Raw genomic sequence first — 18,366 nt, forward strand, 5'->3', positions numbered from 1 at the left:
CTTCAGGCGCGATGCCGTTCCTCGAATTCATAGCCGTAGTCATACGACTTCAGCGGTGTCGGAGACAGCTCATACGTGGCTTTGCGCAGGAAATCCATCATCTTGCGCGTATCCTTGCCCAACGGGTCCAGAACATCGCGCCCGATGGGCTCGCCAATCACCACTTTGACCGGGGTATCGACGCGTTTCTTGAATTCTTTGATCAGCAGTCCCATCCGCAACGTGTTGTGCAGATGGCTGGCGATCTGGAACAGGCGCGAGGTGTGCCCGTCGAAAAACACGGGCACCACGGTCGCGTTCGATTTTGCCACCATTCGGGCCGTGAACCCACGCCAACCCGGATCCATCGGATAGGCAAACGGGTTGACCGCCGTGCTGACCGTACCGCCCGGGAAAATCCCAATCGCCCCGCCATCCCCCAGATAGTTCAGCGCGGTTTTGCGGGTTTCCAGGTTCAGCTTCATCGCCTCTTTCGTCTCATCAAACGAAATCGGCAGGATGATGCGGTTCAATTCCTCGGCCTTGCGGAACACCCTATGGGCCAGAATGCGGAAATCGCCGCGCGTCTCGGAAAGCATATGCCCCATCATCAGACCATCCAGAATGCCATAGGGGTGGTTGGCAATCAGGATCAAAGGTCCGTCCTTGGGGATATTCGACAACGACCCGCCCACAACGTCCAGCGTCAGCCCATATCGTTCGACCATGACGGCCCAGAAGTCGCGCCCTTTGGCCACGTCTTTTTCATACCCATCCGCACGCTTGATCAGGCGCATTCGGCCCGTTGTATTCTCCATAAGCTTGATAACCATCCGACCGCCTTTGGTTTCGGCGGAATGGGCGTAGGAAATGTCACGAACGACATGACGGCGCGAGGGCATTTACGGACTCCGGTTGTTCGCCTGTATTATATGTTTGAGGCGCAATTTTGCCTAGCTATCGTGACAGGTTTGTGACGCCTCATTCCGCCGCAGCGCGCAGTTCTGGCCCTCCACTTTTGATGGTCGCTAGCAATTCCTCGCGCCGTTTCGCGGCTTTGGCCTCGTTTTCCAGCAAAACCGGGCCGAAACCGCGGATTTCCAGCGGCAGACGCGCCAGGGCGGCAATGGCTTCTTGCGTGTCCTGAGACACCAAAGGCAGAACCTGCTTCATGTCCTTTTCATATTGCCGGATCAAAGCGCGTTCCATTTTGCGCTCGGCCGAGTATCCGAAAATGTCCAGAGGTGTTCCCCGCAGCACCTTCATCTTCGCCATCAGCTTAAGCGGCCCCAGCATCCACTCACCAAAGGCGCGTTTGCGCGGTCTGCCGTTACCGCCTGCTCTGCCAAAGATCGGCGGGGCAAGATGGAAGGTCATCTTGAAGTCGCCATCAAACTCCGCCGCCGCTTTGTCCCGGCTGCTGAGCAGCAATCGGGCAACCTCGTATTCGTCCTTGTAGGACAGCAGTTTGTGGTATCCCTTGGCCGCCGCTTCCTGGATCTTGGCATCCTCGATCCCATCCACCAGCTTGCGATAACGTTTGGCCAGCCGCTTGGATTGGTAGTTGGTCAAGTGCTGCGCCCGGAACTCAATCATCTGGTCCAGAGATTTCGGCAACTCGGTGACCGAGGGCGACAACATCGCCTGCACCTCGTCCGGGTGCAGAACAGCCCAGCGGCCTACATTAAAGGCGCGTTTATTGCGCTCAACCGCTGTGCCGTTGAGTTCGATGGCACCCATTATGGCCTCGTAGGTAACCGGCAGGACGCCGCGCTGCCAGGCCGCACCAAAGACCATCATGTTGGAATAGATCGAATCGCCCATCACCACCTTTGCCAACTCGGTGGCATCAAATAGCGTGACATCGTCTTTCAGCCGCGCCTGCAAGGCCAGTTCCAACTGATCGGCCGGGATGCGGAATTCGGTGTCGCGGGTGAAGTCGCCGGTTACGGTTTCGTGGCTGTTGACCACGGCACCTGTCTGTCCGGCCCGTGTCAGGCCCAGCGTCTTGGCCCCGGCTGACACCACCAAATCGCCACCAATCAGCGCGTGCGCCTCACCCGTGGCCACGCGAATGGCGCTGATGTCTTCCGGCTTGTTGGCCAGACGGCAGTGGATATGAACCGCGCCGCCTTTTTGCGCCAGACCTGCCATCTCCATCATGCCCGCGCCCTTGCCGTCTATCTGCGCGGCCTGCGCCAGAATAGCACCAAGGGTCACGACGCCCGTGCCACCAACCCCGGTGATGACCACGTTATGCGTGCCCCTGATCTGCAGTAGCTCCGGCAGTGGCAGATCGGGCAGATCAAGCTGTTTCGTCGCCTCTTTCCGAATTTTCGCCCCTTCCAGAGTGACAAAGGACGGGCAGAACCCGTTCAGGCACGAAAAATCCTTGTTACAGCTTGATTGATCAATCGCCCGCTTGCGGCCCAGTTCGGTTTCCTTGGGCACGATCGAGACGCAGTTCGATTGCACCCCGCAATCGCCGCAACCTTCGCAGACATCCGTGTTGATAAAGACGCGTTTGTCCGGGTCCGGGAATTCGCCTCGCTTGCGGCGGCGGCGCTTTTCGGCAGCGCAGGTTTGGACATAGACAATGACCGAGACACCGTCGATCTCGCGGAACCGATCCTGCACTTGCATCAACTCGGCCCGTTCGAAGGTTTCCACACCGGAGGGCAAGGCGCCAAGGTTCACGTCTTCTTTCTCGTCATAAACCAGCGCTACGTGTTGGACACCCATGGCCTTGACCTCGGCCACGATCCGTTCGGCGGTCAGATCGCCTTCGTTTCCCTGTCCACCGGTCATTGCAACCGCGTCGTTGAACAGAATTTTGAAAGTGATGTTCGTGCCCGCCGACAAAGCGGCCCGGATCGCCTGCACGCCCGAGTGGTTATAGGTTCCGTCGCCAAGGTTCTGGAACACGTGATTGGTGGTCGAAAACGGAGCCTCCCCGATCCAGTTCGCGCCCTCTCCGCCCATCTGAGTGAACCCGGTCGTTTCCCGATCCATCCACTGCACCATGTAATGGCACCCGATCCCGGCATAAGCCCGGCTGCCATCGGGCACTTTGGTCGAGCTGTTATGCGGACAGCCCGAACAGAAATACGGCAGACGCGTCGCGATTTCCTGGGCGTTGTCGGCCCGACGCGCTTGGGACAGCTTTTCTAGCCCCGCCCGAACACCATCGGTATCGCGGCCCTCTTCGATCAGGATCTCACCCAGTTTCTCGGCAATCATGATCGGGTCCAGCGCGCCGCGCGTGGGGAACAGTTCCTCGCGGTGCAAGGTCCCGGCCCCGCCCTTGTACCAACCGTAAACGCGGCGACCCCGGCGGTCGTCAAAGATGGCTTCCTTGACCTGCACCTCGATCAGTTTGCGCTTTTCTTCAACGATAACAATCAGGTCCAGCCCTTCTGCCCAGTCATGGAACCCGGCCATATCCAGCGGAAAGGTCTGCCCGATCTTGTAGGTGGTGATACCCAGGCGCTCGGCCTCGGCCTCATCAATGTTCAGCAGCGACAGCGCGTGGGCCAGATCCAGCCAGTTCTTGCCAGCCGCCACAAACCCGATCTTGGCCCCCGGCTTGCCCCAGACCCGTTTATCCAGCTTGTTGGCATGAGAAAACGTCTCGGCCGCGAAACGTTTATAGTCGATGATCCGCGCCTCTTGCAGATGCGGCGTGTCGCCCAGTCGGATGTTCAGTCCGCCCTCGGGCATGTCGAACTCGGGCATTACCAGACCCACCCGGTCCGGCCTGCCATCCACGACCGAGGTCACCTCGATCGTGTCCTTCATCGTTTTCAAGCCAACCCAGACACCGGCAAACCGGCTGAGTGCAAAGCCGTAGATGCCGTAGTCCAATATCTCCTGCACGCCCGCCGGGCTGACCACCGGCATATACATATCGACCAAAGACCACTCGGATTGGTGCAAAACGGTCGAGCTTTCGCCCGTGTGGTCATCCCCCATCGCCATCAGCACGCCGCCATGCTGTGCCGTTCCCGCCATATTGGCGTGACGCATCACATCGCCCGACCGGTCGACACCCGGCCCTTTGCCGTACCAAAGACCGAACACACCATCATAGCGCCCATCGCCGCGCAATCCTGCCTGCTGGCTGCCCCATAACGCGGTGGCGGCCAGATCTTCGTTCAGACCGTACTGAAAGGTAACGTCACTTTCGGCAAGATACCGCTGCGCCCGCATCATCTGCTGATCGACGGCTCCAAGTGGCGAACCGCGATATCCGGTCACCAGTCCCGCCGTATTCAGCCCGGCCTTCTGGTCGCGCGCGCGCTGCATCAGCATCAGCCGCACCAGCGCCTGCGTTCCGTTCAAAAGAACAGGTGACTTTTCAAGATCGAACCGGTCGTTCAGCGATATTTTTGGCTGACTCATCAGACGTCTCCCCTCGTCAGATCAGTGTGCTTCATATTCTCGCATATTAGGTCACAAATGCTGACCTGTATAGAGTTTATCCACTGAAACCTAACGATTTCACCGTTTGTTTGTGGAACTTGTTACCTATTTCATATAGGCCTTCCCGAGGATAACGAAAGTTGCGGCGATGGATTGGGATAAGCTTAGGATATTTCACGCGGTTGCAGATGCAGGCAGCCTGACCCATGCGGGGGACAAGCTCAATTTGTCTCAATCCGCCGTGAGCCGTCAGATCCGCGCGCTGGAAGAATCACTCGATGCGACCCTGTTTCACCGTCACGCCCGTGGCCTGATCCTGACCGAACAGGGTGAGTTGTTGTTCGATGCGACCTCGGCCATGTCCAAACGCCTCGACGCTGCAGCTGCCCGCATCCGCGACAGCGAGGACGAGGTGTTCGGCGTCCTGCGTGTTACCACGACCTTCGGCTTTGGAACCCTGTGGCTGGCCCCGCGCCTGCCCAAGCTGTATGAACAGTATCCCGATCTGAATATCGACCTGATGCTGGAAGAACGCGTTCTGGACCTGCCCATGCGTGAGGCCGACGTTGCCATCCGCATGAAAGAACCCAGCCAGGCCGATCTGGTGCGCAAGCGGCTGATGACTGTTCAGATGACGCTGTATGCCACACAGGAGTACATCGAAACGCATGGCGGCAACCTGAAGTCGCTGGACGAGATCAAGGATCATCGCCTGATTTGCCAAACGCCCGCAGCGCCTCAGGTCGGGGCAAGCGCGTCAATGGTGCGCCATTTGATGACCTATAATCCGGGATCTCTGCTGACGGTGAACAACTACTTCGGCGTCCTGCAGGCCGTGCTGCACAATCTGGGCATTGGCGTTCTGCCCGATTATGTCACGCAGGATTTCCCGCATCTGGTGCCCGTCCTTTCCGATATCGAAACCGCCGATGTTCCGGTTTATCTGGCCTACCCCGAGGAATTGCGGCACTCCAAACGCGTTGCAGCGTTCCGCGATTTTGTTCAGGCCGAAATCATTGAACAACGCAAGCAGTTGAAGAAATTGGGTAAACTATAGATATGCGCGTAGGGCATATCAGGGTTGTCCAATGCACAGTCTGAAACTCCTTGAACGTTAACAAACTGATCCCTAAATGAGCACTCGAAGGCGGTGATGCTGAAACGCTCATCATCTTCATACCTCCCTGTTGGACTATGGCCGAGCTTAGTGCTCGGCCTTTTTTTTGGTTTCACGGGTTGTCAGGGCGGTGAAACTGCTGGGAAATCTGGCGGCTTGTGCCTATGATCCCGAAAAACAACTAAATTTTTCGCGATCGAGGACAAATCAATGTTCCACCCCCTACGCCTTTTGGCGGCGCTTTTGTCATTTGTGCTGATGACCGCGCCATTGCATGCGCAAATCGCCACAACGTCGTCATCGGACGCACCTGCCACAGTGACCATCCCCGAGGACCTGACCCCGGAACAGGTAGATGGTCTGGTGGCCCGCATGTCGGACGATCAGGTCAGGTCGATCCTGTTGGAGCGTCTGGATGCCGTTGCCGAGAAAAACGCGGCAGAGGCGGAAGAAGTTGATGATCCGATCACGGAACTCAACGAAATCTGGACCGAAATGGTGACGTCGTGGACGCAGGTCATCATGACTGTGCCGAACATCTTCCATGCCCAGGTCGAGGCGGTTTCGAATTTCACGGGAACTTTTGGAGCCAGCGGAGCGCTTACACTTATGGGGTTGGTCCTGAGTGTTCTGGTCGTGGGCTTCATCGCGGAAAAGCTGTTTGAGCTGCTGACGCGTCGTTGGCATGTACAGGCTGAGGTTGAAGAAGAAGGCGATCTATGGGGCGCCGTCCGCTACCTGTTTGGTCGTTTCTGCCGAGAAATCGCCGGGCTTGTGGTGTTCTATGTGGTGATCCGCGCGGTCGGTCGCGGCCTTTTGTCTGCAGAACAAATCACCTATGCCGCGCCTTTCGTGTTCTATCTGATCTGGGTTCCGCGACTGGGTGCAGCCGCCTCGCGTTTCATTCTCGCACCCAAAAAACCGCATTACCGTTTGGTCAATATTGACGATCACTGGGCGAAATACCTGCATCGTAACCTGATTGGCCTGCTGATCTTGATCGGCTTCACGCTGTTCCTGTTGCACTTCAACCGGCTGAACGGGATCACCAGCGGCGAGACGCGCATTGGTTTCTGGCTGAACGCGGGGATTCACATCTATATCGGCGTCATCGCGTGGAAAGCGCGTGAGGGCCTGTCGCAGATGATGCTGGGCACCGACCCGGACCACACAAAATTCGACGAGGAAGTGGCGCACTACTATCCCTACTTCGCGATCGGTGTCTCGGCGGCGATCTGGCTATTGGTCGAGTTTCTGGTGGCTCAGCGCGATCCGTCGTCGCTTGCGCTTCTGGTTCAGGGCGCGCATTTCGCCACGATGTTCTGGCTGCTGATCGCGCCTGCGCTGGATACGTTAATCCGGGGTCTGGTGCGTCACCTGCAACCGCCAATGCTGGGCGAAGGCCCGGTGGCCGAGCAGGCCTACAGATCGACCAAACGCAGCTATATCCGCATTGGTCGCGTTCTGGCCGGTATCCTTGTGATCCTGATGATCGCCAAAGCCTGGAACCTGAACCTGCAGGAAATCGCAGGCGGCGCGCAGGAAGAAGGCAGCCGGCTGATCCAGTTCTTCATCATCATCGCGGTCGGCTACATCCTGAACGAGGTCGTCTCGCTTTGGATCAACCGTCGCCTGGCGAAAGAGATGACCGCCGATCAAAGCCCCGATGAAGAGGCTGGCGAAGGCGGCGGTTCGGGCGGATCGCGTCTGGCGACGGTTCTGCCGCTGCTGCGCGTCACGGCTCAGGTCGCGATTGCGGTGATCTTCCTTCTGCTGGCGCTGGGGGCCTTGGGTCTCGATATCACGCCGTTGCTGGCGGGTGCCGGTATCCTTGGTCTGGCCATCGGTTTCGGCGCGCAAAAACTGGTCTCGGACATTGTGGGCGGGATCTTCTTCCTGATCGACGATGCCTTCCGCGTGGGCGAATATGTCGATGTGGGCGGCACCACCGGCACGGTCGAGAAGATCTCGATCCGGTCGATGCAACTGCGCCACCATCGCGGGCCGGTGCACACCATTCCTTACGGTGAGATTCAGAAGCTGACCAATTACAGCCGCGACTGGGTCATCATGAAGCTGAAATTCACCGTGCCTTTCGACACCGACCCCAACAAGGTCAAGAAGATCTTCAAGAAGATCGGTGCCGAGATGATGGAGGACGAGACTCACAAGGATGGCTTCCTGCAGCCCTTCAAGTCGCAGGGTGTGTTCGACTTTGACGATGTCGGCATGATCATCCGCGGCAAGTTCATGGCCAAGCCGGGCAAACAATTCACCCTGCGCAAGGAAATCTTCAATCGGGTCAAGGCGTCGTTCAAGGAAAACGGCATCGACTTTGCCCGCCGCGAAGTGCGTGTTGCGATCCCGGGTCTGGATGAGGCCGAGAACCTGACGGATGAACAAAAGGCAGCCGTAGGTGCAGCAGCGGCGGATGCCGCCAACAAGGCGCAAAACCCCGCGTAACGATACGCAGCCAGCCCTCATTCTGTTGATGGCTGGCCGCTGAATTGCAAGGAAAGAACACGGAACCGCCCCTACCGTCGGTTCCGTTTTTCTTTGCCATAACCGCCCTGCGCTGACTTGGCCCTTTCCACAGGCCGCCCCTTGCCCTAAAAGGCGCGCAATCTCGGCCCACTTGGACACAGGACAGACGATGCAAGAGCCCGCTATCACACCCGATCTGATTGCCGCACACGGGCTCAAGCCCGAGGAATACGACATGATCCTCGAGATCATCGGGCGCGAGCCTTCCTTCACCGAATTGGGCATCTTCTCGGCCATGTGGAACGAGCACTGTTCCTACAAGTCGTCCAAAAAATGGCTGCGCACCCTGCCGACCTCTGGCCCTCAGGTGATCTGCGGTCCGGGCGAAAACGCCGGTGTAGTCGATATTGGCGACGGACAAGCCGTGGTCTTCAAGATGGAAAGCCACAACCACCCCTCGTATATCGAACCCTATCAGGGTGCGGCCACTGGCGTGGGTGGCATCCTGCGTGACGTCTTTACCATGGGTGCGCGTCCCATCGCCTCGATGAACGCGCTGTCGTTTGGTGAGCCCGGCCACCACAAGACCCGTCAACTGGTGAACGGCGTGGTTGAAGGCATCGGCGGCTATGGCAACTGTTTCGGCGTGCCTTGCGTCGGCGGCGAAGTGCGGTTCCATCCCGCCTATAACGGCAACTGCCTTGTGAACGCATTTGCCGCCGGTCTGGCCGACAGCGACAAGATTTTCTACTCGGCCGCATCGGGCGTCGGGATGCCGGTCGTCTATCTGGGTGCGAAAACCGGCCGTGACGGCGTTGGCGGTGCGACCATGGCCTCGGCCGAATTCGACGACACTATCGAAGAAAAGCGCCCCACCGTTCAGGTCGGCGACCCCTTCACCGAAAAGCGCCTGATGGAGGCGACGCTGGAGCTGATGCAGACCGGTGCCGTGATCTCGATCCAGGATATGGGCGCGGCGGGTCTGACCTGTTCTGCCGTGGAAATGGGCGACAAGGGCGGTCTGGGCGTGCGCCTTGATCTGGAAAACGTCCCCCAGCGCGAAGAGAACATGACAGCGTACGAGATGATGCTGTCGGAATCTCAGGAACGCATGCTGATGGTGCTGAAGCCCGAGCTTGAGGCCGAGGCCCGCGCCGTGTTCGAGAAATGGGATCTGGATTTTGCCATCGTTGGCGAAACCATCGCCGAAGACCGCTTTCTGATCATGCATAATGGTGAGGTCAAAGCCGATCTGGTCCTGTCCAAACTGTCCTCGACCGCGCCGGAATACGACCGCCCATGGGAGCCAACCCCCGAGGCCGCACCGCTGGAGGATGTACCGCAGATCGATCCCATTGACGGTCTGCGCGCCCTGCTCGCCTCGCCCAACTACGCGGGCAAGCAATGGGTTTATGAACAATACGACACCATGGTCATGGCCGACAGCGCCCGCACACCCGGCCTGGGCGCAGGCATGGTCCGCGTCCACGGCACTGACAAGGTGCTGGCCTTCACCAGCGACGTGACGCCGCGCTACGTGCGGGCCAACCCGGTCGAAGGCGGCAAACAGGCGGTGGCCGAGGCCTATCGCAACCTGACTGCCGTCGGGGCCAAACCGCTGGCCACCACCGACAACCTGAACTTCGGCAACCCCGAAAAGCCCGAAATCATGGGCCAGTTCGTTGGTGCCATTCAGGGCATCGGCGCCGCCGTTGGCGCGCTGGACATGCCCATCGTGTCGGGCAATGTCTCGCTTTATAACGAGACCGACGGTCAGGCGATCCTGCCCACCCCGACCATCGGTGCCGTGGGTCTTCTGAACCATTCCGATGAAATCATCGGCAATGAGGTTCGCGAGGGCCATGTTGCCCTGATCATCGGCGAGACCAATGGCCATCTCGGCCAATCCGCCCTGCTGGCCGAAGTGTTCAACCGTGAAGACGGCGACGCCCCGCATGTGGATCTGGACGCGGAAAAGCGCAACGGGGATTTCATCCGCGCCAACCGCGAGATGATCAAGGCCTGCACCGATCTGGGCGATGGCGGCCTTGCGCTGGCCGCGTTCGAACTGGCCGAGGCCGCTGGCGTGGGCGTCCAACTCGACGAGGCCCCGACCGAGTTCCTGTTCGGCGAGGATCAGGCCCGCTATCTGGTCGCCTGCAACTTCGATCAGGCCGAGGCGCTGATGATCGCCGCCGGTCAGGCCGGTGTACCGCTGGTCTCGGTCGGTCGTTTCACCGGCGACAGCGTCAAGATCGGCGCGTCCGAGGCATCGCTGGCGGATTTGCAAGACACGTTCCGCACCAGCTTTGCGGCGGCTGTTGCCTGACCTACAGGCTTCTTCTCGTCCCAAATACGGACATCCTGCGCGCACAACCGGGCGCAGGATTTGCCGGTTTTGTCCGCGCGTGCCATCTTGCACGCCCCGCCCCATCGCTCTACATCTTGGGAAAGACTTTCAGGAGTAAACCTACATGCCGATGAGCGCCCACGAAATTGAAACCCTGCTGCGCGAGAGCTTTCCCAACGCGGAAATTCAGGTTGGCGGCAGCGATGGCGTGCATATGTCCGCCATGGTCGTGGACGAAAGCTTTCGCGGCAAAAACCGCGTTCAGCAGCAACGCGCCGTTTACGCGGCCTTGAAAGGCAAGATGGACGGGCCGGACGGAGAATTGCACGCGCTGGCGTTGACCACGAAAGTCCCAGAATAGCTCTTGGTTTTCCGCAGAAAACAGAGATCCCAATGCATTCCCTAAAGGGAAGACCACAAGGAAACGCGAAATGACCGATGTGAAAACCCAGATCGATGAGACCGTCAAAGCAAATGACGTGGTTCTGTATATGAAAGGCACCAAAGAGATGCCGCAATGTGGCTTCTCATCCCGTGTGGCTGGCGTGCTGAACTATATGGGCGTCGATTATGCGGACGTGAACGTTCTGGCCGATGACGCGGTGCGTCAGGGCATCAAGGATTACTCGGACTGGCCGACCGTGCCGCAGCTATATGTCAAAGGTGAGTTTGTCGGCGGCTGCGACATCATCACCGAGATGACCCTGTCGGGCGAACTGGACACGCTGTTTGACGAAAACGGCGTCGGCTACAACAAGGAAGCCGCAGACAAAATACGCGAAGCAAACGCGTGATCCAGCCTTAGCGGCTGGAGCAATTCTGATAGATCACCTGCTCGCTGGCGGCATCGCTTGCCGCCAGATAGCTGATGGACGCGTCCCACCCTTTCGAGCGCAGAACATAGGTGCCTTCCGTGTCGACGGATTCGTAGCGGATGCCCGAACCGCTTTCGACCTGACGCAACGCAACAAGAGTATTGTCCACAATCGTCGCCGCCGCACCCGTCCCGTCAGCAGCGTTGAAATAGGTGACCGGCAGCGGCAATCCGTTTTCGCAGGTGAAGGTCACGGACAGAATGTCGATCTCGGCCAACGCTGCCGAAGCAGACATCGCGACCAGTGCACCACCGGCCAGAACACGTAGCTTGTTCATTGGGATTTCTTCTCCTCAACGACCGAGGCCAGGGCTTCGGCCCGTGCCGCCAATTCGGCCAGCGTATCGGTCACCGAAGGCGGAACCACCGCAACCTCGACCCGTTCCGGCTCGGGCGCAGGGGCGTTGCGCAGGGTGTTCAGCTCGGTTTCGGCCTCGGCCAGTTTGGCCTCCAGCGCCTTGACCTTATCCTCGGTCGCAGCCGTTTTGTCGGCCAGCATCAGGCCCGCCATCAACAGCATCCGGGATTCCGGCATCCGGCCGATCTGATCCGACAGAACTTGCGCCTCGTCATCCAGCATTTTTGCGGCAGATTGCAGAAACACCTCTTCCCCGTCCTGACAGGACACATCGAACCCGCGCCCGCCGATATGAATGGTAACCTCGGGCATTATTCCACCTCACCTTCCGCAAGTTTTGCCTGGTTCAGCAACGGCTCCAGCCGCGCCAGAACCGCGTGGGCCTCGGCCGCATCGGTTGCCTGCGCCGCGCGTGTCGCCTCCAATTCCGCGATCGTCGCCCGATTCAGAAGTTCGGCATCTGTCACACCTTGTTCCGCTGCGGCCCGCAACTCATCAACCGAGCCGCGAAGTTGTTCGTTGGCTTTGCGCATCCGTTGCAGATCATCATCCAGCCGAGACATCGCTGCCCCATGGCTGGCCCGTTCGGCGCGCAACATCTCAAGCTCGGCGCTCAGGTCGCCCACACGTTCCGTATCGGCAAGTTCCGCCCGCAACCGGCTGTTTTCCGCCTCAATCTGCTTGGCCTGCGCCACAAGCGCCTGAAGCTGTTCCAGCTCGGCCTGCAAGGGCGCGGTATCATCAAGCGCCTCAAGCTCGGCCTTTAGCTGTTCATTCTCGGCTTTCAGCGTGTCCAGTTCTTCCGAGTTTTCCAACGCGGCTTTGGCTTCGGCCAATTCCGCGCGGGCCGCTTCGACCGATGCCAGCTTTGCAGTCGCCTCGGCCAGTTGTTCGCGCAGTGTCTCGGTTTCGGACCCGTCGCCCGAGGCCCCGCGGGCCTGATCCAATTCGGCGCGCAGCCCATCGACTTCCTGTTCATGCCGTTCTTTCAGGGACTTCAACCGTTCCTGTAGCTGAGCGTTTGCGACGCGTTCATCCTCAAGCTCGGCCTTCAACCCTTCATCCGCATCGCCACTGCCGGGGGCTGCGTCCTGCAAGGCGTCGACGCCCGCGCCAATGCGCTCCATCGCTGCAATAATGCGATGCTGTAATTCCTCGATCTGGCTCATGCCCCTGTCATCTCTTTATCAAGGTTCGTTCTGTTGCAGGGTGACCCGAATCAACGTCATCCCCCACCTGCAAGTAGTTTAGCGGAATGCGGCGGGAAATACCCACTGTTTGGTTTCAACAACTTGGACAGCTCTCTTGAAGCGCATGGCCTTTGTGACACGCGGTTCTGCTTGCACTTTGAGGGGTGGATGCTATTGAGCGCGCAATCTGCTTCAAATCCAAAGGAACAACGCCCGTGGACCTGACTGCGCTGCGCAATGCCAACCCCGAACACTGGGACAAAGCTGCGGCCATCCGCACCCTGACCCTGGACGCCGTCGCCGCCGCCAATTCCGGCCATTCCGGCATGCCGATGGGCATGGCCGATGTTGCGACCGTACTGTTCGAAAAGCACCTGAAATTCGACGCCTCAAACCCCAGCTGGCCCGACCGTGATCGGTTCATCCTGTCGGCAGGCCATGGCTCGATGCTGGTCTATTCGCTGCTGTATCTCACGGGTCATGCCGACGTCACACTGGACGAGATCAAGAATTTCCGGCAGCTGGGCGCGAAAACCGCCGGTCACCCGGAAAACTTCCTGATCGATGGCGTTGAAACCACCACCGGTCCGCTGGGTCAGGGCATCTCGAACGCCGTGGGCTTTGCCATGGCCGAGGAAATTCAGCGCGCCCATTACGGCAAAAAGGTTGTCGATCACTATACTTACGTGATCGCAGGCGACGGTTGCCTGATGGAGGGTGTCAGCCAAGAGGCGATCACCCTAGCGGGCCGTCACGAACTCAGCAAGCTGATCGTCTTCTGGGATAACAACAACATCACCATTGACGGCACCGTCGACATCGCCGACCGCACAGATCAGGTGCGCCGTTTCGCGGCCTCGGGCTGGCATGTGATCGAGATCGACGGCCACGACCCCAAGGCCATCGATGCTGCCATCGTGGACGCGAAGAAATCCAGCAAGCCGACCATGATCGCATGTGAAAGCCATATCGCGCTGGGTCACGCGGCGCAGGACACGTCAAAAGGCCACGGCGCGCTGACCGATCAGGAGCAGCTTAAGGCGGCCAAAGACGGATACGGCTGGCCGCATGATGCGTTCGAAATCCCCGCGAATGTCAAATCCGCTTGGGAGGCCATCGGCTCGCGCGGTGCTGCTGAACGTGCCGCATGGGAAGAACGTTTTGCGCAACTGTCCGAGCGCAAGCAGGCCGAATTCAACCGTGCCTACGCGTTTGAGGCCCCCAAGAAACTGGCCAGTGCAATCCGTGCGTTCAAAAAGCAGGTGTCGGAAGATCAGCCCAAACTGGCTACACGCGCCTCGTCCGAAAAGGTTTTGAACGTCGTGAACCCGATCATGACCGAGACAGTGGGCGGTTCGGCCGACCTGACCGGTTCGAACAACACCAAATCGGCCGATATGGGTGTGTTCCTACCGGAAAACCGTAAAGGTCGTTACATCCATTACGGTATCCGTGAACACGGTATGGCCGCCTCGATGAACGGCATGGCGCTGCATGGCGGCATCCGCCCCTATGGCGGTACGTTCATGGCGTTCACCGACTATGCCCGCCCCTCGATGCGTCTGGCGGCACTGATGAAGATCCCGTCGGTTTTTGTGATGACCCATGACTCGATCGGACTGGGCGAAGACGGCCCGACCCACCAGCCGGTCGAGCATCTGGCAATCTCGCGCGCGACGCCGAACACCTATGTGTTCCGTCCTGCTGATACCGTTGAAACGGCTGAGGCCTGGGAACTGGCGCTGACCTTCAAGGACAGCCCCTCGGTCCTGTCGCTGACCCGTCAGGGCGTTCCGACCGTGCGCAAGGATCACAAGACCAAGAACCTGACCGCGCAAGGTGCTTACGTTCTGGCCGAGGCCGAAGGCAAACGTCAGGCGATCCTGATTGCCACCGGGTCCGAGGTGTCGCTGGCGATGGAAGCCAAAGCGATGCTGGAGGCCGAAGGCATCGGCACCCGCGTCGTCTCGATGCCCTGCATGGAGCTGTTCGCGCAGCAGGACGAAGCCTATCGCAAGCGCGTTCTGCCCGCCGGTGCCGTGCGCGTCGGGATCGAGGCCGCCGTTCGCGCCGGTGGCTGGGACCGCTGGCTGCTGGGCGAGCGTGGCCGCGAAGCCAAGGCCGGGTTCATTGGCATGTCGAGCTTTGGTGCCTCGGCCCCTGCCGGTGAGCTTTACAAGCATTTCGGTATCACCGCCGAAGCGACCGTCGCCAAGGTCAAGGAATTGCTGGGCTAAACCCAAGCGCTTAACTCAAAAGCCCCGGCCAGCGCCGGGGCTTTTTTGTCAGACGAAGATGATAACCGACTGCATCCCGTCCACGATCAGATCGCCGTCGGTATTCCACACCCGCATGACCTGCGAGCTATAACCGTCGCGCCCTGCCGTTAGTTGATGTTCCAGCAGCCACCAGCCATCGCGAGTGTGAACATCCTCGGACACCACGTTGAAAATCCAGTTCATTGATGAATTCGGGCCGGGTTTCTTCAAGGTCGGATAGATCGCAGGCGGTGGCAGATCCGCGACCGAGATCAGCCCTTCCATCCGATCCCACATTCGCCGGTCACGGTGCCGCGCCCATAAACGCAAGTACCCGTGTTCCGCACCCGAAAACGGCAAAGAGCCTTCCACCCGGTTGACGTCGAAATTCTCAAGGAACGGAATTGGCGGGCGCGGCAAGCCCAGCGGGAAATAGGGATCGCAGGCTTCGGGGTCCGGGGCGGGTTTTGCGGGGTGGTCAAAAGCGACATGGCTGTCCTGCGCATGACCGAACGAGAACGTGGCGGTTGCCGCCACCTGCCCTTCAATCTCGGCGCGGGCGTTGATGATTGTCACATTGCGGCCCTGGCGCAAAACCTCGGTACTGATCGTGGGCGCAGCGCCAATCGGGGCTGTGAAATTGATCAGAGCGGATCGCAAAGGCGGCAGGCCCTTATGATGTGCGTGGACAGTTGACAGCATCAGGGCCGAGGAAAACCCGCCAAAGGTCGTGCGGCCCTGCATCCAGTTCTGGGGCACAGGGAAACTCAGGCCGTTGTCTTTGGCGACCCGCGCCTCAAGAACATCGATCAAAGACTGATTGGGCATGAGGGTACCAATTCTACTGTGTCTTACCCGACACTAGCCGCCTGACAACACATCACCATCACAACCCAACGTCACATTCGGATTCTGTTTCAGTGCTTCTCGGCTGATCCGCTGAAAGCGCCCATCATTGGACCGACGACCTTGGTCGCGACCGGGATCAGAACAAAGCCCCAGGCCAGACCGAACACGCCGTCCATAGTCGCTTTGGACACCCACTCAATCACACCGACCCACTGGCCGGATGCCATATGACCAAGCGCATAAGCCCAATCGTGAATGTGATGACCAAGCCAGCCAAAGCCCAGAACCTCCATCCCGTGGATGACAATCGATCCGCCGACCCACAGCATCGCCGCCGTGCCGACGATGGACAGAACTTTCATGACCACCGGCATGGCCTTGACCAGCCCCCGGCCTGTCCCGCGCCCAATCGGCGTTGGCGCGTTCTGCGCCAGAAACAGCCCCACATCGTCCATTTTCACGATCAATGCGACCGATCCGTAAACGGCCACGGTCACGCCGATGCCGACAACCGCCAGAGTCGCCGCCTGCATCCAGATATTCGGGGCCTCAATCGCCGCCAGAGCAATCGTCATGATCTCAGCCGACAGGATAAAGTCGGTCTTGATCGCGCCCTTGACCTTTTGTTCTTCAAGGTGGCCGGGATCGCGCACGCTCATGTCTTCTTCGATGGCGTGGCTGCCATGTGGGAACAGGACGTGAAAGATCTTCTCGGCCCCTTCGAAACATAAGTAAGACCCGCCAAGCATCAGTAGCGGAGTGATCAGCCACGGCGCGAAATTCGCCAACAACAGCGCGACTGGCAAAAGCAGGATAAGCTTGTTGAAGAACGACCCGCGTGCAATGCGCCAGATGATCGGCAACTCGCGCGCAGGTGCGAAACCCTGAACGTATTTCGGCGTCACCGCCGCGTCGTCGATGATCACGCCCGCCGTCTTGGCCCCGGCCTTACCGGCCGCTGCTACCACATCATCGACCGAGGCCGCAGCCACCTTGGCAATCCCCGCCACGTCGTCCAAAAGGGCCAACAGACCGCTCATTGCGCATCCTTTCCTGTCACCTGTCGCACCGCGACCCTACCCGATCTCACAGCTAGCGCAAGCGTTAGCGCAATCGCGTGAGGTTTGCGCTAACACCTTAAAAATATGCCGCTTTTGCCCTTTTGAGATTCCAATTTCGCCGCTATATGGCCTGCAACGCAAGCGCATCTGGAGACATCTCATGACCATTAAGGTCGGCATCAATGGTTTTGGCCGCATTGGCCGCTGTACCCTGTCGCATATCGCCGCCTCTGGCCGCAACGACATCGAAGTGATCAAGGTCAACGCAACCGGCCCGCTGGAGACTTCGGCGCATCTGTTGAAGTATGACAGCATTCATGGCCGTTTCCCGCGCGATGTATCGATTGACGGAAACACCATGGATCTGGGTCGCGGCCCGATGCAGATGTTCTCGACCTACGACATGAACGAGCTGGACTGGGAAGGCTGCGATGTCGTTCTGGAATGCACCGGCAAGTTCAATGACGGCATCAAGGCGAAAACCCACCTTGAGCGTGGCGCCGGCAAGGTTCTGCTGTCCGCACCGGGCAAGAATGTCGACAAGACCATCGTGTTTGGGGTCAACCACAACACCCTGACCGCGAACGACAACATGGTGTCGAACGGCTCGTGCACCACGAACTGCCTTGCCCCGCTTGCCAAGGTACTGGATGAAGGTGTCGGCATCGAACATGGCATCATGACCACGATCCACGCCTATACCGGCGACCAGCCGACCCTGGACCGCCGCCATAGCGATCTGTATCGCGCCCGCGCTGCCGCGATGTCGATGATTCCAACCTCGACCGGTGCCGCCGCTGCGCTGGGTGAAGTGCTGCCCAACCTCAAGGGTCGTCTGGACGGCTCGGCCATCCGTGTGCCGACGCCGAATGTCTCGGCCGTTGATCTGAGCTTCCGCGCCTCGCGCGATGTGACCGTCGAAGAGGTCAACGCCATCGTCGAAGAAGCCGCCAAAGGCCCGATGCAGCGCGTTCTGGGGTATGAGCCCGCGCCGCTGGTCTCGACCGACTTCAACCACACCGAAGAAAGCTCGATCTTCGCACCCGACCAGACCCGTGTTGTCGACAACCGCATGGTCCGCGTGCTGGCCTGGTATGACAACGAATGGGGCTTTTCGGTCCGCATGGCAGACGTTGCCGTTGCAATGGGTCGTCTTAACTGACCCTTCGGACTTCGCTTGTAGCTTTGCACCCGCTCAGGTTATCTGGGCGGGTGTTTTCGTTCGGGGACAGAATGACAAATCAACTCGCCATCTGGCTCGGATTGCTTATCCTCGGCGCGATCGTGCTGGACTATGTCCTGTTCGGACCCGAGCATTTGGTGTTCCTCAGCAAGAAGCTTTACGCCTTCCTGGACTGGGTCGCTTTCTGGCGCTGACCGAGGTTTTTCTTGACATTCGCGCCAATCTGGAATTGTTAGCGCTA

At 59.3% G+C, this 18,366-nt stretch carries 15 protein-coding genes; 8 read left to right on the forward strand and 7 right to left on the reverse strand.

Features of this window, described 5'->3' with window-relative positions; translation table 11 throughout:
* Nucleotides 1–2: 2 nt before the first annotated feature.
* Both ACR0AC_RS08485 and ACR0AC_RS08490 read right to left on the reverse strand, forming a co-directional pair.
* Nucleotides 3–881 (reverse strand): lysophospholipid acyltransferase family protein, encoded by an 879-nt coding sequence (locus ACR0AC_RS08485; protein ID WP_170518396.1) that lies wholly within the window; start codon nt 879–881, stop codon nt 3–5.
* A gap of 79 nt (nt 882–960) precedes the next feature.
* Entirely contained in the window at nt 961–4,380 is a 3,420-nt protein-coding gene (locus ACR0AC_RS08490) for an indolepyruvate ferredoxin oxidoreductase family protein (RefSeq protein WP_480872786.1), read from the reverse strand.
* A 169-nt stretch (nt 4,381–4,549) separates the two neighbouring features.
* Between ACR0AC_RS08490 and ACR0AC_RS08495 the strand changes: the two genes are divergently transcribed.
* The 5 genes from ACR0AC_RS08495 (at nt 4,550) to grxD (ending at nt 11,146) form a co-directional block, all read left to right on the forward strand.
* Nucleotides 4,550–5,458, forward strand: coding sequence for a LysR family transcriptional regulator (locus ACR0AC_RS08495; protein ID WP_170450880.1), 909 nt, complete (start codon nt 4,550–4,552; stop codon nt 5,456–5,458).
* A gap of 270 nt (nt 5,459–5,728) precedes the next feature.
* Nucleotides 5,729–7,981, forward strand: a complete 2,253-nt coding sequence (locus ACR0AC_RS08500) for a mechanosensitive ion channel family protein (protein WP_170450883.1) — start codon at nt 5,729–5,731, stop codon at nt 7,979–7,981.
* A gap of 190 nt (nt 7,982–8,171) precedes the next feature.
* Complete coding sequence (gene purL / locus ACR0AC_RS08505; protein WP_480872788.1) at nt 8,172–10,331, forward strand: phosphoribosylformylglycinamidine synthase subunit PurL; 2,160 nt, start codon at nt 8,172–8,174, stop codon at nt 10,329–10,331.
* 145 nt (nt 10,332–10,476) lie between these two features.
* Complete coding sequence (locus ACR0AC_RS08510) at nt 10,477–10,713, forward strand: BolA/IbaG family iron-sulfur metabolism protein (protein WP_039530494.1); 237 nt, start codon at nt 10,477–10,479, stop codon at nt 10,711–10,713.
* Nucleotides 10,714–10,783: 70 nt separating this feature from the next.
* Nucleotides 10,784–11,146, forward strand: coding sequence for a Grx4 family monothiol glutaredoxin (grxD, locus tag ACR0AC_RS08515; RefSeq protein ID WP_170518386.1), 363 nt, complete (start codon nt 10,784–10,786; stop codon nt 11,144–11,146).
* Nucleotides 11,147–11,153: 7 nt separating this feature from the next.
* On the opposite strand, the gene ACR0AC_RS08520 is transcribed toward grxD, so the two are convergent.
* From ACR0AC_RS08520 to ACR0AC_RS08530, 3 genes are read right to left on the reverse strand one after another with little or no spacing between them, the layout of a single operon-like run.
* A complete protein-coding gene (locus ACR0AC_RS08520; protein ID WP_170734679.1) occupies nt 11,154–11,504 on the reverse strand; it encodes an MliC family protein in 351 nt (116 codons plus the stop codon).
* Nucleotides 11,501–11,896, reverse strand: a complete 396-nt coding sequence (locus ACR0AC_RS08525) for a cell division protein ZapA (RefSeq protein WP_170518380.1) — start codon at nt 11,894–11,896, stop codon at nt 11,501–11,503. Before ACR0AC_RS08525 ends, ACR0AC_RS08520 begins: the two co-directional genes overlap by 4 nt.
* Nucleotides 11,896–12,753 carry a hypothetical protein gene (locus tag ACR0AC_RS08530; RefSeq protein WP_480872790.1) on the reverse strand — a complete coding sequence of 286 codons (858 nt, stop codon included), beginning with the start codon at nt 12,751–12,753 and terminating at the stop codon, nt 11,896–11,898. Before ACR0AC_RS08530 ends, ACR0AC_RS08525 begins: the two co-directional genes overlap by 1 nt.
* Before the next feature lie 236 nt (nt 12,754–12,989).
* Between ACR0AC_RS08530 and tkt the strand changes: the two genes are divergently transcribed.
* Complete coding sequence (gene tkt, locus ACR0AC_RS08535; protein WP_480872791.1) at nt 12,990–15,011, forward strand: transketolase; 2,022 nt, start codon at nt 12,990–12,992, stop codon at nt 15,009–15,011.
* A gap of 48 nt (nt 15,012–15,059) precedes the next feature.
* Here the strand turns inward: tkt and ACR0AC_RS08540 are convergent, their stop codons facing one another.
* Together ACR0AC_RS08540 and ACR0AC_RS08545 are read right to left on the reverse strand one after the other, a co-directional pair.
* Nucleotides 15,060–15,860, reverse strand: coding sequence for a thioesterase family protein (locus ACR0AC_RS08540; RefSeq protein ID WP_480872793.1), 801 nt, complete (start codon nt 15,858–15,860; stop codon nt 15,060–15,062).
* Nucleotides 15,861–15,949: 89 nt separating this feature from the next.
* Complete coding sequence (locus ACR0AC_RS08545; RefSeq protein WP_480581342.1) at nt 15,950–16,921, reverse strand: DUF808 domain-containing protein; 972 nt, start codon at nt 16,919–16,921, stop codon at nt 15,950–15,952.
* 181 nt (nt 16,922–17,102) lie between these two features.
* On the opposite strand from ACR0AC_RS08545, the gene gap reads away from it, so the two are divergent.
* Nucleotides 17,103–18,104 (forward strand): type I glyceraldehyde-3-phosphate dehydrogenase, encoded by a 1,002-nt coding sequence (gap, locus tag ACR0AC_RS08550; protein ID WP_170450900.1) that lies wholly within the window; start codon nt 17,103–17,105, stop codon nt 18,102–18,104.
* 71 nt (nt 18,105–18,175) lie between these two features.
* Complete coding sequence (locus ACR0AC_RS08555) at nt 18,176–18,319, forward strand: hypothetical protein (protein ID WP_480872795.1); 144 nt, start codon at nt 18,176–18,178, stop codon at nt 18,317–18,319.
* The last annotated feature ends 47 nt before the right edge of the window (nt 18,320–18,366 follow it).

This window comes from Ruegeria sp. H7, from assembly GCF_056532945.1.

Coding starts and splice junctions, on each gene's coding strand:
- ACR0AC_RS08485 (WP_170518396.1), bottom strand. CDS start 881: ATGCCCTCGCGCCGTCATGTCGTTCGTGACATTTCCTACGCCCATTCC.
- ACR0AC_RS08490 (WP_480872786.1), bottom strand. CDS start 4,380: ATGAGTCAGCCAAAAATATCGCTGAACGACCGGTTCGATCTTGAAAAG.
- ACR0AC_RS08495 (WP_170450880.1), top strand. CDS start 4,550: ATGGATTGGGATAAGCTTAGGATATTTCACGCGGTTGCAGATGCAGGC.
- ACR0AC_RS08500 (WP_170450883.1), top strand. CDS start 5,729: ATGTTCCACCCCCTACGCCTTTTGGCGGCGCTTTTGTCATTTGTGCTG.
- purL (WP_480872788.1), top strand. CDS start 8,172: ATGCAAGAGCCCGCTATCACACCCGATCTGATTGCCGCACACGGGCTC.
- ACR0AC_RS08510 (WP_039530494.1), top strand. CDS start 10,477: ATGCCGATGAGCGCCCACGAAATTGAAACCCTGCTGCGCGAGAGCTTT.
- grxD (WP_170518386.1), top strand. CDS start 10,784: ATGACCGATGTGAAAACCCAGATCGATGAGACCGTCAAAGCAAATGAC.
- ACR0AC_RS08520 (WP_170734679.1), bottom strand. CDS start 11,504: ATGAACAAGCTACGTGTTCTGGCCGGTGGTGCACTGGTCGCGATGTCT.
- ACR0AC_RS08525 (WP_170518380.1), bottom strand. CDS start 11,896: ATGCCCGAGGTTACCATTCATATCGGCGGGCGCGGGTTCGATGTGTCC.
- ACR0AC_RS08530 (WP_480872790.1), bottom strand. CDS start 12,753: ATGAGCCAGATCGAGGAATTACAGCATCGCATTATTGCAGCGATGGAG.
- ACR0AC_RS08540 (WP_480872793.1), bottom strand. CDS start 15,860: ATGCCCAATCAGTCTTTGATCGATGTTCTTGAGGCGCGGGTCGCCAAA.
- ACR0AC_RS08545 (WP_480581342.1), bottom strand. CDS start 16,921: ATGAGCGGTCTGTTGGCCCTTTTGGACGACGTGGCGGGGATTGCCAAG.
- gap (WP_170450900.1), top strand. CDS start 17,103: ATGACCATTAAGGTCGGCATCAATGGTTTTGGCCGCATTGGCCGCTGT.
- ACR0AC_RS08555 (WP_480872795.1), top strand. CDS start 18,176: ATGACAAATCAACTCGCCATCTGGCTCGGATTGCTTATCCTCGGCGCG.